The organism is Mesorhizobium sp. L2C066B000 (genome assembly GCF_000502335.1).
Taxonomy (GTDB): Bacteria; Pseudomonadota; Alphaproteobacteria; order Rhizobiales; family Rhizobiaceae; genus Mesorhizobium.
This window is the reverse complement of sequence record NZ_AYWZ01000004.1, coordinates 58,721-73,862: the sequence shown is the minus strand read 5'-3', so window position 1 is coordinate 73,862 and position 15,142 is coordinate 58,721. Positions and strand designations below refer to the sequence as shown.

Genomic DNA, 15,142 nt, shown 5'->3' with positions numbered 1-15,142 from the left:
TGTGTTCGCCTGCGAAATGTTTCGCCGGATCGTTTCAGGTCATGCTCCAGCATCCACATGCGCATTTTTCAGGTCGACTGCTGACGGCGCGTTCGCCGATGCCAGGAGTTGCGTGACCTGGTCCTCGGTCGGAAGCGCCTCGCGCCCGCCACGCCCCGTTATCGAAACGGCCGCCGCCGCGGCCGCGAATGCGATCCGGCCCGCGGTGTCGGCTCCGCGCGTCAACGCATGGGCATAGGCGCCATGAAAGCAGTCACCCGCGCCTGTGGAGTCGACGACCGCAACCCGGTGCGGGGGCAGGTGCCAGAGACCTGTCTGTTCACGGCCGCGATAGTACACACCCCTGCCTCCATCGGTCAGAACCACGGCGGATCGCGATGACAACCACAAGGCATCGAGCATCTCGGCAGGCGATCGGCGCCCCGTGGCAGTCCGTGCAAAGCTAAGTGGAAGAATGAGATGGTCGCAGAGCGCGATCAGCCGCTCCGTGGCGGGGCCGTTGCTCCATTCGATATCGCCGAGGATCGCAAGGCCGAGATCGCGAGCCCGAGCCACGACATCCAGCGACCCGGTCGCATAGCTATCGACGATCAGGACGGTCGCGCGGCTGAGGATATCGTCCGGAAAGTCCGGAGCGGTGCCCAGCATCGCATCGTCGTCATACGCGATGAACCTTTCCCCGTCCGAGCCGACGGTGATCCGCGAGTGCACCGGGCGCGCGTCGGGATGGCGCGGCGCGAATGCGGTTTCAATACCGCTCGCCACGAGATCGAGTTGCACCGCGTCGTCCGCGGCACTGGCCAGCCATCCGACGAACCCGGCGGTTCCGCCGAGCCGCGCGACGGCGGCCAGCGCCGTCGCGACATTTCCCCCGAAGGCGCGGGTACTTTGCAGAACCTTACCCTTGCCCGCCGACAATGGCTGATCGACGTAGACGATGTCGTCGATCGCAATAGCGCCGAAGCCGAGGATCGAGGGGATGGTGGGCATCGTTCAGGCACCCGCCTTCGCCAGGGCGTCTTGCGCCGAAAGGCCGTCATGGATGACGCCGCGAAAGGCAAGCGCTGCCTTCTCCGGATCGCCGTGCCCCCAGAGATTGCGGCCGACCACGGCGCCGTGCGCGCCGGCACGGATGGCGTCCGCCGTCTGCTGAAGCGCGCCGAGCAGCGTATCGGTCTTTGGACCGCCCGCGATGACAACCGGCACCGGGCAGGTCCGGACGGTCTCCCGGAACGACTCGAAATCGCCGGTGTAGCCGATTTTGATCACGTCGACGCCGGACTCGTAACCGATGCGCGCCGCATAGGCGATCTCGTCGGGGGTGAAGACGATCTTTGCTCCGTCGGTGAAATCGCGAGGGTAGATATGCGCCACCACAGGCATGCCGTAGCGGGCCGCTGCATTCACCGAATCGGTCAGCCAGCGTATGTATTTGCCCTCCGTCGCGCCGCGCACCGGAATGGCCACGGCCAACGCATCGGCCCCCGCGCGCACCGCGTCCTCGGGCGTTGCGATCAACTCGCTGATGCGATCGTCCGCGGTGAAGCAGCCCGCCTGAATCACCAGGGAAGCTTTGCCCGCATATTGCGGCCACAGATGGCGCGCGGTGCCAGGCTGGATGCTGACGTAGTCGGGTTTGCCCGCCATGACGCGTGCGAGCGCACCCGGCAGGTCGGCAAGGCCGCCTTTGCGCACGTCGCCATAGCCGACGAAGTGGTCGACCGCGCCGCCAAAAAGGTTCCCCGATGGATGCGAGAAGAGGCGCGCGAGGCGCACCTTGGTTCCTAGGCTCATGAGTCCAAAATTCCCTGATCGGTTGATTTAAAAATGCTCGATCCAGTGTTTCCGAAAGAAAAAAGAAAAACAATCTTTCGAAAGCTTTCGAATCTCCATATTTTTCGGTAAGGTGAGCCGAGGCCGGCGCGATTGCTCGGCGCAGGCAGGCAAGGGCAGGGCAATGTTGTCGGAGCAGAGACGCCAATCGATCCTGGGCGAGGTGCAACGCAGCGGACAGGTTCGCATCAAGGACCTGTCGGACGGGTTTGGCGTGTCGGAGGTCACGGTGCGCTCCGACCTCGAAATACTGGACCGCAAGGGACTGCTGACCAAGACCCGTGGAGGGGCGGTGACCCGGACCACCGATTCGACGACGGCCGCGTTCGCGCGGCGGATGCAAACGAACCTCGACGCAAAGAAGCGCATCGCCCGGGCGGCGCTCGACCTTTTCGAGCACAACCAGTCGGTCATCTTCGACGGTGGCTCGACCTTGATGCAGCTTGCCATGCAGTTACCGCCGCTCAGCAATGTCGTGGTCGCGGCCACGGCCATGAACATCGTGCAGCATCTTATGCATCGTCCCGGGCTCGACGTTCATATGATCGGCGGCCGGGTCTATCCCGACACGGTGAGCACGCTGATCACCGATGCCGATACGGCTCTCGGCGGCCTGGTAGCGCATCAGGTCTTTGTTGGAGCGCATGCGATAGACTCGTCACTGGATGTGGTCGACGTGAACGAAGACATGGCGCGAACGAAGCGAAACCTCGTTCGCATGGCCCGGCGCGTTGTCCTGCTCGCCGATTCGAGCAAATGGGGCGTCAGCGGGACGTCCAAGGCATTTTCGCTGTCGGCCGTCGATGTGGTGATCACCGACCATGGCCTGCCCGGTCCAATACGCAGCGAGCTTGATAGGATCGGGGCCAAGGTGATCTATGCCTGAACCCATCCCGGTCTCTGATGCGCGACGGAAAGCGCGCATGACCCACGGGCTTCGCAGCGGCCGTCGGCCGTTTTTCATGCCGGTCATGTTCTCCTCCTCACGCTGGCGGCCTCCCAGTGCACGCCAGAATTCTCATAAGCTCTATAAAAATTTTACGCGCGTCAACATTTAAAGTCCTGTATAGCGGATTGCGGGGGGTCGTGGGAACTGCAACGGTTGCGCAGCATGCCCTTGGCTTGGGAGGAAAGCTGGAAATGCACGGAAAATCAGAGACAAAGCTCGGCATCGGTGTCATCGGCTGCGGCAACATCTCGATGACCTATCTGCGCAATGCAGCGCTCTTCGGTGGTGTCGAGCTACGCGCCTGCGCCGACATTTCCGCTGACATGGCCGAGCTGCGCGCCAGGGAATACGGCATCCGCGCCCTGGGCGTTGACGCGCTGCTGGCCGACCCCGATATCGACCTCGTGCTGAACCTGACAATCCCCGCGGCGCATTTCGACATTTCGTTGTCAGCGCTCTCGGCTGGCAAGCATGTCTTCACCGAAAAGCCGCTGGCAACCTCTGCCGCCGACGGCCGCCGCCTTGTCGCCGAGGCTGCGAAGCGCGGCCTGCTGATCGGCTCGGCGCCGGACACATTCCTGGGTGCAGCCGGCCGCCGCGCGCGCCGGCTGATGGATGACGGCGCGATCGGCAAGCCGGTGACCGGCACCGCTTTCATGATGGGACGGGGCATGGAGCACTGGCATCCCAATCCGCAATTCTATTATCAGCCCGGCGGCGGTCCGGTGTTCGACATGGGTCCCTACTACCTGACCATGCTGGTCAACCTGCTCGGACCGGTCGAGCGCGTCATGGCGATGGCGACGCACGGCCAGGAGGAGAGGCTGATCACGGCCGACGGGCCGTTCAAGAACACGACATTCAAGGTCGGCACGCCGACCAACATAGTGTCGCTGCTCGAATTCCGTTCCGGCGCCACCGTCACCTTCGGCGCCTCCTGGGACGTGTTCAAACACTCCAACCATCCGATCGAACTGCACGGCACCGAAGGCTCGCTCAGGCTGCCCGACCCCGACACGTTCGGCGGCACCGTTTCGCTGTCGGAGCGTGGCGCCGACTGGGCCGATTTCGCCAGCGAGAGCGAACTCTATGGCGACCGCAACTGGCCCTATTCCGCGCCCGACCGCGCCAATTACCGCATGCTCGGCGTCGCCGATCTGGCGCGCGCGCTGGCCGCGGGCAGAAAGCCGCGCGCCTCCGGTGAGCTGGCGCTGCATGTGCTTGAGATCATGGAGGCGATCCTGGCTTCGGGCGAAAGCCGTGGCTCGGTTGCCGTCAACGGCACGGGCGACCAGCCGCCGCTGCTTGGCGAAGACGAAGCCGCAACCCTGCTTGCCTGACGGAGGTTCGCCCGTGACGCCATCGCCACCGTCCCCGTCGCCCCTAGATCCGGAGGCCCGGCATGTGCTCGAGCTCGGCAGCCAGGCCGGCGCGCCGCCGTTCGAAACGGGAACGCCTGAGCAGGCGCGCCGTGCCTACAATGAAGGCTTCCCGACCCTGCAAGGCGAGCGCGAGCTGGTCGCGTCGATCAGCGAGCGCATCATTGCAGGACCCGGCGGTCCGCTGAGGCTCAGGATCTATCGCGGGCAGGGCGCGCCTTCGGCAGGCGCTCCGGCGCTGCTCTATCTCCATGGCGGCGGCTGGGTAATCGGCAATCTCGACTCGCATGACGAGATCTGCCGCTGGTTCGCCAACGAGGCAGTCGCTGTCGTCGTTTCCGTCGACTACCGGCTGGCGCCGGAACACAAATTCCCGGCGGCAATAGAGGATTGCCGCGCAACGCTCAACTTCATGCAAAGCGCGGCGGACGAACTCGGCATCGACGCTGCCCGCATCGCGGTTGCCGGCGACAGCGCCGGCGGCAATCTCGCCACGGTGCTCGGCCTGCTCACGCGGGGGGACAAAAATCCGCCGGCAGCGCAGCTGCTGTTTTATCCCAACACCGATGCCGGGCAGACGGCCGACAGCTATCGCCGCTTCGCCGCAGGCTTTGGCCTGACCGCCTCGACCATGGCCTGGTTCCGAGATCACTACATCCGCGACGCCGCCGACGTCGGCGACTGGCGCATCTCACCGCTGAAGGCGGAAAGCCTCGCCGGTGCGCCGCCCGCCTTCATCGCCATCGCCGGTCACGACATCCTCGCCGACGAGGGCGAGGCCTATGCCAGGCGTCTGCAGGAGGCCGGCGTGCCGGTCGTGCTGGAACACTGGCCCGGTCAGATCCACGGCTTCGTCTCTATGGGCCGTCACGGCCCGGCAGCGAGACAGGCGGTTGCCGCCGCCATTGCCGCGTGGCTCAGCTTCGATCCCGCCTTTGGAAATTTCAAGCGGACTGACGCATGACCAGGGCGGCGTCAAGGCTGACCTTCGGCGCGACGTTCGCCCTATCCTCGTTGAGCAAAGCGAGCAATGTCTCGACGCTGCGCCCCGCCATGGCGGCAAAATCCTGCGCGATGGTGGTCAGTGCGGGGCAGGTGTAGCGGCTCAGCGGATGGTCGTCATGGGCGGCGATACGCAGGTCGCAATCGGCCTTGCGGCCGATCTTGAGCCCTTTCGCGAAGGCTGCCGCCATCACGCCGAAGGCGAGGCGGTCATTCGCACACAGTATGGTCTTGCCGGGCAGACCTCTGGTCTTGCCGGGCAGACCTCCGGTCTTGCCCGGCAGGCCGCTGGCCCCGAGCATCTGTTCCATCTGCTCGTAGCCGATGCGCTCGAAATCCCATGTGTAGTCTCGGGTGTTGCCGACAACCACCGGCTCCTGGCCGAGCTGATGCATGGCGGCGACGTAACTGTTCAGGCGCTCCGGCGAGTTGTGATTGACATGCGGGATATCGAAATAGACCGGGGCGTCGCCGGAGCGGCAGAGATAGTCGACGATGGTCGAGACACTCTGGGCATTGTTGTTGCCGACAAAGGGCGTGCCGCCTTCGAGATAGGTATCGAAATAGACGACCGGCATTGTCTGGGTCAGCTTCTCCAGCGTGCGCCGGTCCGAGCGCAAGCCGAGCGGCGCGATCAGCGCGCCCGAAACTTTCAGCGACAGGATGGTACGTGTCGCCTCCATTTCGAGCTCGGTCGAGCCATGCGAGGAGATGACGATCGGCCAGTAGCCCTCGTCGCGCAGCCGAAGTTCGATGCGGCTGACCATTTCGGAATAGAAGGGGTCGGTGACCGTCGGTACGACAATGCCGATGGCGCGGGTGCGCTTGCGGTTGAGGTTGCGGGCAAACAGATTGGGCTGGTAGTCGGACGACCGCAACGCCTCTTCGATGCGCTTGCGCGTTGCCGGCTTGACGCTGGTCGGATCGTCGAAATATTTCGACAGCGTCGGCCTGGAGACGCCGCAGGAGCGGGCGAAATCCTCCATCGTCTTGTGCGTCATTGGCATTCAATCCTCGTCTGGCACGCGCCAGAACCTCGGTCATCCCTTGACGCTGCCCACGGTCCTGCAGCCGGCGCGTCTGCCACGCAACGGCAGACGAAATTTACAGGAAACGTCAGTGGGTTCAACGCGCAATGACAGATTATACCGTGCGTAAATTTGTTCAATTGACGCGAAAATTGTCGCGCATCAAAGTCTCGGTCACAAAGAGCGCTGAAACAGTCCAGGCACCATGACACAACAGATCGATCGGCTTCTTTCCCAGCTTTATCGTCGGCTCGATGCCGCCGCGGTTGTGATCGGCGATGCTATCGATCCGCGCTACAGCGACGACCTCTCCGGCAAGGGCGGCGGCCAGCCCGAACTGGTCTTGCGCCCGCGCAACGCCGCCGACGTCGCCGAAATCCTGCGCCTATGCAGTGGTATCGGCCAGAAGCTGGTGGTCCATGGCGGCCGCACCGGGCTGGCCGGCGGCGCGCGCGTGCAGCCGGGCGAAGCGGTGCTGTCGCTGGAGCGCATGACCGCGGTCGAAGCGCCCGACGGCGCCGCGGCAACCATCATCGCGGGAGCCGGCGCGCCGCTGCAAATGGTGCAGGAAGCGGCCGATGCGTCCGGCCTGATGTTCGGCGTCGATATCGGCGCGCGCGGCACGGCGACGGTCGGCGGCAACATCGCCACCAATGCTGGCGGCATTCGCGTGCTGCGCTACGGCATGTACCGCGCCCAGGTGCTGGGGCTGGAGGCCGTGCTTGCCGACGGCTCGATCCTGACTTCGTTGCGTGGCCTGGCCAAGGACAATTCGGGATACGATCTCAACCAGCTTTTCATTGGCAGCGAAGGCACGCTGGGCGTGGTTACTCGCGCCTGCCTGCGGCTGCATCCCAAGCCCGCCACCGAGGTTGCCGCCTTTTGCGCCCTTGGCTCGCTGGAGGCGGCGATTGCGTTGCTGGGGTTGCTCAAGCAGCGGCTCGGGCCCTTGCTGTCAGCCTATGAGGTAAACTTCTCGCCGCTCTACGGCGCCATGATTGCCGGCATGGCCGCGCCGGCGCCGCTGCCTGTCGGCGCGCCCGTCTATGTGCTGGCCGAGATCCAGGGCAGCCAGGCCGAGCTGGACGGCGAGCGTTTCGCTTCGGTGCTGATGCAGGCGGTCGAGGACGGCATCGTCGACGACGTGGTCGTCTCGCAGTCGCCACGCGAATTCCGTGCGCTATGGGATGTGCGCGAAGAGGCCAACCGCTTCCTGTTTGCGATCGAGGGCATGATCGGCGTCGACATCAGCATCCCGTTGGCGGCCATGGCGGATTTCCTGCGCAACGCCGAAGCCGCGATCCACGCCGTCGACAGCAGCGCCGAGATCTACGTCTTCGGCCATCTCGGCGACGGCAATCTGCACTATCAGGTCGACACCACGGAACCGGCGGCCGCCTATGAGATCATCTATCGCGGCGTGGCGGCATGCGGTGGCGCCGTCTCGGCCGAGCACGGCATCGGCCTCGACAAGAAGAAATGGCTGAACCTCGTGCGCAGCGACGCCGAAATATCAGCCATGCGCCGGCTGAAGGTGGCGTTCGATCCGCACAACATTCTCAACCCAGGGCGGATTTTCGATATCATTTGATCGCCAGGAGAATCTAGCTTGCAACTGGCGAGAGCAGCGCGTGTAAGTCGACCGTTCTCATCTGCTCGACGCCGTCCAGAGTCATATTTCCCGCGACATAGACGATGATTGCCAGACCGAGCCAGCCGATCCAGCGATACCTGGCAAGCAGCGCCGCCACCAGCGTCGAGGCCACCGCCATCAGAACCACCGACAGGATGAGACCGAACACCAGCGCATTCATGTCGTGGGCGGCGGCGCCCGCCACGGCCAGCACATTGTCCAGCGACATCGAGACATCGGCGACGACGATCTGCAGGATCGCGGTGCGCAGCGCCTTGGCCGGCCGCGCCGTCGCAAGTGCTACGGCTTCAGTGTCGACGTCCTCGCCGTCGCCGGCCGAGCGCAACTCCTGGAACATGTTCCAGCACACCCAGAACAAAAGCATGCCGCCGACCAGCATGATCCCCGGAATTTCCAGCAGTTGCACCGCGATCACCGCAAAGACGACGCGGATCACCGCCGCCGCGGCAATGCCGGCGATGATCGCCTTCTGCCGCAACGCCTTGGCGAGGCCTGCGGCCGCCATGCCGATCACCACGACATTGTCGCCAGACAGCACAAGGTTGATGGTGATGACTTCCAGATAGGCGGCGACAGTCGTCTGGTCGAAACTCATAGAGCGGTCTCCCCGGAAGGCTCCGGCTGGTTGCGGCGGATCGGACCGATGTCTGCGCAAACGCGAAGACAGCTGATTTGAGTGCAGCCCGGCATTGAAACAAGACGCCAGCGCGGCCAATCGGTCCTCATCCACGGAATTCATCGCCGGGTCGTGATTTCCGACCAGAAATGCCCGTCCCAGAATGCCCATCATGGAAGGGAAGACAAAAGCGTTCCGCTTGCCTATCAATATTGCCGACCAAAGGAGAGACGAGCATGAGCAAGACGGCACTGATTTTCTGGGGCGGATGGGAGGGTCACACGCCGGCCCGCAGCGCCGCTGTCGTCAGCGAGATATTGACCGGGCATGGCTTCGAGGTGCGGATAGAAGAGGGCACATCCGCGCTCGCCGATCCGCAGCTCCCGGTCATCGATCTGGTCGTGCCGGTGATCACCATGTCGACGATCCAGAAACCGGAGCTGCAAAACCTCACCGCCGCCGTCAGCGGCGGAACCGGCCTTGCCGGCTTCCACGGCACAATGGGCGACAGTTTTCGCAACGAGCCGAACTATCAGTTCATGACCGGCGGCCAATGGGTCGCGCACCCCGGCGACATCATCGACTACCGTGTCGACATCATCAGCGACGATCCGATCGTCAGGGGTATCGAGGGTTTCGCCTACCATTCCGAGCAGTATTACATGCATGTCGACCCGAGCAACGAGGTGCTGGCGACGACGACGTTCAGCGGTGGGCATCTCGATTTCATCGACGGCGTCGTCATGCCCGTGGTCTGGAAGCGCCGCTACGGCAAGGGCCGCGTCTTCTTCAGCGCGCTCGGCCACACCGCGGATGAGTTTTCCGTGCCGCAAATGCGCACCATCTTCGAGCGTGGGGTGCTGTGGGCCAGCCGGTAACCGGGGCCTGTCCAAGCAAGCAACGGCGATATTACGCCTCCGCTACTCGCTAAGCCCCGGCTAACGCACTATGCTGGCTGAGGTCACGGCATTCGACCGCCGTCATCGCAACTGAAATGTGTTGTCACGGGGGGCATGCATGTTCGGGGTCGTCGGATTAGTAAGGCATGGAAAGCCGTCGCAGCGCTGGCGTCCGCCGGCTCTGGTGGTCGTGGTGTTCGGTCTGTTGCTGCTTGCGCCGCAGGTGGCCAACGCGCAGCCGAACTGGACGCTCGATCCGGCGAATTCGACACTCACCTATCAATCGGTGAAGAAGAACACCATTGTCGAAACCAACAAGATCAGGAACCTCTCGGGCACGCTGACATCGGATGGCGCCGCCAAGGTCACGTTCGACCTCAACTCGGTCGACACCGGCATCGACCTTCGCAATGTCCGCATGCGCTTCCTGTTCTTCGAAACCTTTAAATTCCCGACGGCGGAAGTGACGGCGAAAGTCGATCCCGCCGCTTTTGCCGATCTCGCCACCAAACGGCGCATGAGCGCGCATATCCCGTTTCGCCTGGGCCTGCACGGCGTCGACAAGGACCTTGAGGCCAATGTCGTGGTCACCATGATCACCGACAGCATGGTGTCGATCGCCTCGGAGGCGCCGGTCGCCGTGCATGTCGAGGATTTCGGCCTGTTGCCCAACATCGAAAAACTCCAGCAGGCGGCCAATGTCAGCAGCATCGTCCCGACGGCTTCGGTGTCGTTCGACTTCGTCTTCACCGCTGACGGCGCCAAGCCTGCGGCCACGCCTGCCGTCGCGGCCGCAGCCCCAGCCGATGCCGGGCCGGTCGCCACAGATGCAGGCAAGACGTCCTTCAGCGACGATGAATGCCTGAACAGGTTCGAGGTGCTGTCGCGCACCGGCGCCGTCTATTTTCGCCCAGCCAGCGCTCGGCTCGATGAAAAGAGCCGCCCACTGCTGGCCGAGGTGGTCGGCGTCGTCGGCAAATGTCCGAAACTGAAGGTCGAGGTTTCGGGCCATACCGATTCCGACGGCTCGCCGACGGCCAACAAGAACCTGTCGGAACGGCGCGCCAAGGCGGTCGCCGACGCGATCATCGCTGCGGGCATTCCATCGGCGCAGATCACGGCTTCCGGCTATGGCGAGGAAAAGCCGGTGGCGCCGAACGATACGCCGAAGAACAAGGCGCTGAACCGGCGGATCGAGTTCTCCGCCACGCCGCTCTCCAACTGAGCCGGTCCTTAACTGAGAAGGCCCGTCAACCGAAAAGGAATCCGGTGCGTTTGGACATCATTGCAAGTTGCGGCAACTTCATGCGCGGCATCGGCCTCGCCGTGCTGGCGCTTGCGTTGACCATGACCATTACCATGACCGCGGCCAGTGCCGAACGCCGCATCGCCCTGGTGCTCGGCAATTCCCATTACCGGAACGCGCCGGTGCTGCCCAATCCGGTGAACGATGCGCAGGCAATGTCCGATCGCCTGAAGGGGCTGGGCTTCGAAATCGTCTCCGGCCTCGATCTCACCAAGGCGCAGACGCAGGAAAAGATCGCGCAATTCGCGCGGCAGGTGCGTGGCGCCGATATCGCGCTGTTCTTCTATGCCGGTCATGGCCTGCAGGTCTCGGGCAGGAATTACCTGCTGCCTGTCGATGCGGCGCTGGAGGACGAGACCTCGCTCGACTTCGAAGCCGTGCAGGTGGATTTCATCCTGCGGCAGATGTCGCGCGAGACCAGCATCAGGCTGGTGTTCCTCGACGCCTGCCGCGACAACCCGCTCGCCGATGTGCTTGCCAAGGAGACTGGCGGCGACAGCACGGCAAGCAGCGGCCTTGCCGAAATACCGATCGAGAATGGCGGCGCCGGCACGCTGGTCGCCTTCGCTGCCAGTCCCAACCAGCTCGCCTATGACGGACCGGGCGAGCACTCGCCATTTTCGGCGGCGCTGCTTGCCCATATCGGCGAGGTCAACGTCTCGATCACCGAAGCGATGAACCGGGTTACGTCGGATTTGTTCAAGGCCACAGCCGGACGCCAGCGGCCCTGGATCAACGTTTCGCTGGCCACCGATGTCGTGCTTCACAAGGTCGATCTCAAGGCGCCGCTGATCGTCGGCGATTCCGGCGCGGCTGCGCCCGAAGGCGATACGCAGGCGCGCACCGGCGCGGCCGCCAATCCGCCGGGTACGGACGCCGGCGAGCAGGCGCTGGAACAGCTGCGTGAGGAAATTCCGAAGCTGGGCTCGGACGCGCCAGTCCTTTTCGACGTTCCGGTCAATTTCGGCGACCCGGCGATCGACGGCAAGAGCATCGCCCAACTCATCCAGGGCAAGCCGCACTTCAGTCCGGTCGAGGGCCTGGAAAAGTCCGTCTGGGACAACCAGTGCAGCAACTGTCATCAATGGACCGAGGAGCGGCTGTGCGACCAGGCCAAGACCTACGTCACCAATGATGTCTCGGTGTTGCGCCTGCAACACCCGCTGGGCACGCGCTTCAAGGTGGCACTCGGCAAATGGGCGCAAAACGGCTGCAAATGAGACCGCCAACAATGGGTTGGATCAGATTTCAATGAAATCTCATCACGATCCAGAGCAATCAGGCTCGGCGCAGCGCCTCGGTTTCGGCCAGATGGATGCCCATCTCGACAAAGGCGGTGAGCACGGAGAAACGGTCCGCCACCGCAACCCGCGCCAGTCCGGCCAGTATGCCGGCATTGACGGCATGCGCAGCCGGCAGCGGCCGCAGCCTCGACCCGTTGGCCTGCGCCGCCAGGCCATTGATATGCCGTTGCGCCGCGAGCGCGATCCAGCCGGCAGGCGTGTGCTGCTGCGTCATCGCCGCCCCGGCGACAGCCTCCCGGCGGCTTGCATTGTTGGGGTCGCCGACCCACTCCTGGATCAGTGCCAGCGTTGCGAGGTCCTGCTCTTCGAGCAGCTCGGTCAGATGCCCCAGGCACTCATGGCCCCACCAGATTGCGGCCCGGTCAGGCAGGAGATAGGCGCAAAAGGTAATCGCTTCCTCGGGGATGCGCCCGGCCATCAGCCGGCGGCAGAACTCGAGCGAGGGTTGGTCGGTCGGAACGGCCGTCATGTCCCGGGCGACAGCCGTGGTCGCGGCGAAGAGATCGCGTGCGGTCTGGAATCGAAGCCCGTTGACCATCGCTGCTGTTATCCTCCCCAAGCCCTCACTCAACCCGCCTGCGAGGCGCGGGTCAAGTCTGTCGACCACCACATGTCCATGACGTTGTTCACAGACAAACGCCTCACGGTTTGGTATATTCCACAGCCGACCGTGATCTCGACAGATCATTGTCGAACAGGAAGAGTTGGCCCGGATCCATGGATCGGGCCTGAGTGAAAATCGGATGCTCGAAACGGGAGTAACCGTTATGCAGCGGCACATTTCAGTCTTGGCATTGGCGACCGTGCTTTTCTCGACCCACGTCTATGCCGACCCACTTCAGAAATCGGAAGACATTGTGAAGTTCTTTGCCGGCACGATCGATCACGGCGCGGCACGCGGGATTTGTGTCGGCACCGAGGACGAGTGCAAGAGCAAGACCGGCCAGAAAGAAAAGCCTCCGGAGAAGACCGGCCTCGATATGCTGATCAATTTCAGCCTGGATTCGTCCGAGCTCGACGCCAAGGCGCGCAGCGAACTCGACGAATTCGCCAAGGCGCTGAAGGACGATCGGCTGAGCAAGCTGTCCTTCGTCGTCGAAGGCTATACCGACGCATCCGGCTCGGCGACCTACAATGAGGGGCTGTCGCAGCGCAGGGCGCAATCGGTCACCGCCTTCCTCGAATCCAACGGCATCGAATCCACCCGCATCAAGGCGGTCGGTCTCGGCGAGGCCAATCCACGCAATCCCGATCCCTACGATCCCGTCAACCGGCGGGTCGAGATGCGGATCAAGGCGCAGTAGCTTCGCCGGCTGCGTCTTCCGGCCGTCGTCAAACACAACGCCGCGCGTCCAACGGACACGCGGCGTTTTTATTGTTTGACATGATCGATCAGTTCTTGAGCACGCCGCCGACCGCTACGCCGGTGCCGAAGATCAGCGCCTTGGTCAGGAAATCATTGTTGTCCCGCGGCGGCGGCTCATCCTCGCGCACGACCTCCCGGTTGCGCCTTTTCTGCACGAACTGCTGTTGTCGGCGCGGCTTCTGGGCGTACTGCTTCTTGCGTGGCTTTTCCGCCACCGGCTTCAGCGTGCGGGCCTTCTGCACCACCTGTTTTTTCGGCTTGTCCACGCCGGCCTGGTCGGCCTCATGCTTGGCACGCACGGCCTCCATCATCGGATCCGTCTGGATAACCAGGAACGCCAGTTGCTCGCGCGTCAGGAAAGTGGTCGGAGGCAGCCCGTTCCCCTCTTGCCAGTCGCCGATCGCTTGCCGGGTCTTGGCGCCGATATTTCCGTCGACGCGGCCAAGCTCGTTGCCCAGCGCCTCGACGCGCAATTGCAGGTCGATGCGGCCCTGGCGATCGAGACCGATCGCGTTCTCCGTCGCCTCGGTGCCCAGCACCTTCTTCATGTCGTCCGAAATGCCTACCGAGGTGCGCACGGCAGAACCCGAGTTCGCTTCTTCGGCAGCAAGCGCGGCGACTTCCCGTTCCTGGGCTTTCGGATCGTTCAGCGCATCGATGTTGAGCCGCGCCACCGTGGCGAAGCGGCCATTCGGGAACTGTTCGAGATAGGCTTCGTAGAATGGCGCGGTGTTGCGCTTCGAGGCCTCGTCCCAAAGCCGCTGCTCGACTTCCCACGAAGGCGGTTCGCTGGTGACGAGAGTGGGGGCGGGCGCTGTCGCGGCGTTCGCGTCGTCGGCGGCCGGTTTTGCCACCGGCACGGCTTCGGCGGCCGGTTTGCCAAGGAAAACCTCGCGGCCCAGCGATGCGTTGTGCCATGGCCGCTGGCGGCCTTGCGTGGTCTCGGCCACTTCGCCGCGCACCCGCGTCAGCGCACTCTGGATCTCGACGCCGGGTTCGGTCAGGTGCCGGGCGAGCGCGGTCGAGTAGGGGCTGTCGACGCCGTTGCCGTCAAAGGCGATGGCGCCCGGGTCGGTGGCATAGGCAATCAGGATGCCGCCGGTGCCGACGCCCTCTGATTTAGGGTCGATCGGCGCCAGGCCGGTGCCCAGTGCGGTGGAGCGGGTCTTCGGCATCGCGGCCGCCAGTGTGCGTGCCAGCGGATTGTCGCGGCAGGCATCGAGGATGATGACGCCGACCGCCGGGTCGGGTGGCAATGCGGCCATGAAGTCGTCGATCTGGACGGTGCGGGTCTTGAGATAGGCAGGTGACGTCAGTTCGGCGTCGACCGGGATCAAAAAGTTCTTGCCGTCGACCTGCATGCCGTGGCCGGCATAGAAAATGACGGCGAGGTCGGCATCGTAGGACTGCTCGGTGAATTTGCTGATCAGGCTGTGCATGCCGGCATTGTCCTGGTCGACGCCCTCGATCACCTCGAAGCCGGCATTGCGCAGCGTCGATGCGATGAGATGCGCGTCATTGGCCGGATTGGGCAATTCGACGGCATGGACGTATTTGCTGTTGCCGATGACCAGCGCGACGCGTTTGACGCCCCCGGCATCCGGCGCCGCCGCCTGGACGGTGCCAAGCGCGGTCAGCATTAACAGAAAAAATCCGCTCAAAAGGACGGCAAACGCTTTCATGGGATCGGCCCTCCGCCCCAATGGGGCGCGTTATTGATGGCTGCGCATGCTAAATTTCACCAGCGACTGTATCGCTTCTGCCAAAATGGCTGTTGGGCGTATGTGATCCCAGCCACAGTTTTGG

General features: G+C 63.8%; 14 protein-coding genes. 8 read left to right on the top strand and 6 right to left on the bottom strand.

Features of this window, described 5'->3' with window-relative positions; translation table 11 throughout:
- Positions 1-39: 39 nt before the first annotated feature.
- Together X733_RS153460 and X733_RS153465 are read right to left on the bottom strand one after the other, a co-directional pair.
- Positions 40-990: a PfkB family carbohydrate kinase gene (locus X733_RS153460; RefSeq protein WP_023818551.1), complete on the bottom strand. Its 951-nt coding sequence runs from the start codon at positions 988-990 to the stop codon at positions 40-42.
- A gap of 3 nt (positions 991-993) precedes the next feature.
- Positions 994-1,794: a class I fructose-bisphosphate aldolase gene (locus X733_RS153465; protein WP_023682642.1), complete on the bottom strand. Its 801-nt coding sequence runs from the start codon at positions 1,792-1,794 to the stop codon at positions 994-996.
- A 163-nt stretch (positions 1,795-1,957) separates the two neighbouring features.
- On the opposite strand from X733_RS153465, the gene X733_RS153470 reads away from it, so the two are divergent.
- From X733_RS153470 to X733_RS153480, 3 genes are all read left to right on the top strand, one after another.
- A complete protein-coding gene (locus tag X733_RS153470; protein WP_023818550.1) occupies positions 1,958-2,719 on the top strand; it encodes a DeoR/GlpR family DNA-binding transcription regulator in 762 nt (253 codons plus the stop codon).
- Positions 2,720-2,973: 254 nt separating this feature from the next.
- Entirely contained in the window at positions 2,974-4,122 is a 1,149-nt protein-coding gene (locus X733_RS153475; protein WP_023818549.1) for a Gfo/Idh/MocA family oxidoreductase, read from the top strand.
- A gap of 64 nt (positions 4,123-4,186) precedes the next feature.
- Positions 4,187-5,125 (top strand): alpha/beta hydrolase, encoded by a 939-nt coding sequence (locus X733_RS153480; RefSeq protein WP_245274415.1) that lies wholly within the window; start codon positions 4,187-4,189, stop codon positions 5,123-5,125.
- Here X733_RS153480 and X733_RS153485 read toward each other — a convergent pair.
- The gene (locus tag X733_RS153485; RefSeq protein WP_031193226.1) at positions 5,106-6,170 is read right to left on the bottom strand and encodes a LacI family DNA-binding transcriptional regulator; all 1,065 of its coding nucleotides are present in this window, start codon (positions 6,168-6,170) and stop codon (positions 5,106-5,108) included. The two genes, X733_RS153480 and X733_RS153485, sit on opposite strands and share 20 nt — an antisense overlap.
- 226 nt (positions 6,171-6,396) lie before the next feature.
- On the opposite strand from X733_RS153485, the gene X733_RS153490 reads away from it, so the two are divergent.
- The gene (locus tag X733_RS153490; protein ID WP_023818546.1) at positions 6,397-7,782 is read left to right on the top strand and encodes an FAD-binding oxidoreductase; all 1,386 of its coding nucleotides are present in this window, start codon (positions 6,397-6,399) and stop codon (positions 7,780-7,782) included.
- 13 nt (positions 7,783-7,795) lie between these two features.
- Here the strand turns inward: X733_RS153490 and X733_RS153495 are convergent, their stop codons facing one another.
- The gene (locus X733_RS153495; protein WP_023667912.1) at positions 7,796-8,440 is read right to left on the bottom strand and encodes a YjbE family putative metal transport protein; all 645 of its coding nucleotides are present in this window, start codon (positions 8,438-8,440) and stop codon (positions 7,796-7,798) included.
- Between the two features lie 257 nt (positions 8,441-8,697).
- On the opposite strand from X733_RS153495, the gene X733_RS153500 reads away from it, so the two are divergent.
- The 3 genes from X733_RS153500 to X733_RS153510 all read left to right on the top strand — a co-directional run bounded on the left by X733_RS153500 (position 8,698) and on the right by X733_RS153510 (position 11,886).
- On the top strand, positions 8,698-9,339 hold the full coding sequence (locus tag X733_RS153500) for a ThuA domain-containing protein (protein WP_023818545.1): 642 nt from the start codon (positions 8,698-8,700) through the stop codon (positions 9,337-9,339).
- 139 nt (positions 9,340-9,478) lie between these two features.
- On the top strand, positions 9,479-10,585 hold the full coding sequence (locus X733_RS153505; RefSeq protein WP_023818544.1) for an OmpA family protein: 1,107 nt from the start codon (positions 9,479-9,481) through the stop codon (positions 10,583-10,585).
- 44 nt (positions 10,586-10,629) lie between these two features.
- A complete protein-coding gene (locus X733_RS153510) occupies positions 10,630-11,886 on the top strand; it encodes a caspase domain-containing protein (RefSeq protein ID WP_031193225.1) in 1,257 nt (418 codons plus the stop codon).
- 58 nt (positions 11,887-11,944) lie between these two features.
- Here the strand turns inward: X733_RS153510 and X733_RS153515 are convergent, their stop codons facing one another.
- On the bottom strand, positions 11,945-12,508 hold the full coding sequence (locus tag X733_RS153515) for a hypothetical protein (protein WP_023732206.1): 564 nt from the start codon (positions 12,506-12,508) through the stop codon (positions 11,945-11,947).
- Positions 12,509-12,737: 229 nt separating this feature from the next.
- On the opposite strand from X733_RS153515, the gene X733_RS153520 reads away from it, so the two are divergent.
- A complete protein-coding gene (locus X733_RS153520; RefSeq protein WP_023732205.1) occupies positions 12,738-13,274 on the top strand; it encodes an OmpA family protein in 537 nt (178 codons plus the stop codon).
- An 88-nt stretch (positions 13,275-13,362) separates the two neighbouring features.
- On the opposite strand, the gene X733_RS153525 is transcribed toward X733_RS153520, so the two are convergent.
- Positions 13,363-14,976, bottom strand: coding sequence for a caspase family protein (locus X733_RS153525; protein WP_245274414.1), 1,614 nt, complete (start codon positions 14,974-14,976; stop codon positions 13,363-13,365).
- Positions 14,977-15,142: the final 166 nt, after the last annotated feature.

What these genes read in the sequence shown, in the direction of transcription:
- X733_RS153470 (WP_023818550.1), top strand. Translation starts at nt 1,958, where the DNA reads ATGTTGTCGGAGCAGAGACGCCAATCGATCCTGGGCGAGGTGCAACGC.
- X733_RS153490 (WP_023818546.1), top strand. Translation starts at nt 6,397, where the DNA reads ATGACACAACAGATCGATCGGCTTCTTTCCCAGCTTTATCGTCGGCTC.
- X733_RS153495 (WP_023667912.1), bottom strand. Translation starts at nt 8,440, where the DNA reads ATGAGTTTCGACCAGACGACTGTCGCCGCCTATCTGGAAGTCATCACC.
- X733_RS153465 (WP_023682642.1), bottom strand. Translation starts at nt 1,794, where the DNA reads ATGAGCCTAGGAACCAAGGTGCGCCTCGCGCGCCTCTTCTCGCATCCA.
- X733_RS153505 (WP_023818544.1), top strand. Translation starts at nt 9,479, where the DNA reads ATGTTCGGGGTCGTCGGATTAGTAAGGCATGGAAAGCCGTCGCAGCGC.
- X733_RS153485 (WP_031193226.1), bottom strand. Translation starts at nt 6,170, where the DNA reads ATGCCAATGACGCACAAGACGATGGAGGATTTCGCCCGCTCCTGCGGC.
- X733_RS153515 (WP_023732206.1), bottom strand. Translation starts at nt 12,508, where the DNA reads ATGGTCAACGGGCTTCGATTCCAGACCGCACGCGATCTCTTCGCCGCG.
- X733_RS153500 (WP_023818545.1), top strand. Translation starts at nt 8,698, where the DNA reads ATGAGCAAGACGGCACTGATTTTCTGGGGCGGATGGGAGGGTCACACG.
- X733_RS153525 (WP_245274414.1), bottom strand. Translation starts at nt 14,976, where the DNA reads ATGCTGACCGCGCTTGGCACCGTCCAGGCGGCGGCGCCGGATGCCGGG.
- X733_RS153475 (WP_023818549.1), top strand. Translation starts at nt 2,974, where the DNA reads ATGCACGGAAAATCAGAGACAAAGCTCGGCATCGGTGTCATCGGCTGC.
- X733_RS153460 (WP_023818551.1), bottom strand. Translation starts at nt 990, where the DNA reads ATGCCCACCATCCCCTCGATCCTCGGCTTCGGCGCTATTGCGATCGAC.
- X733_RS153520 (WP_023732205.1), top strand. Translation starts at nt 12,738, where the DNA reads ATGCAGCGGCACATTTCAGTCTTGGCATTGGCGACCGTGCTTTTCTCG.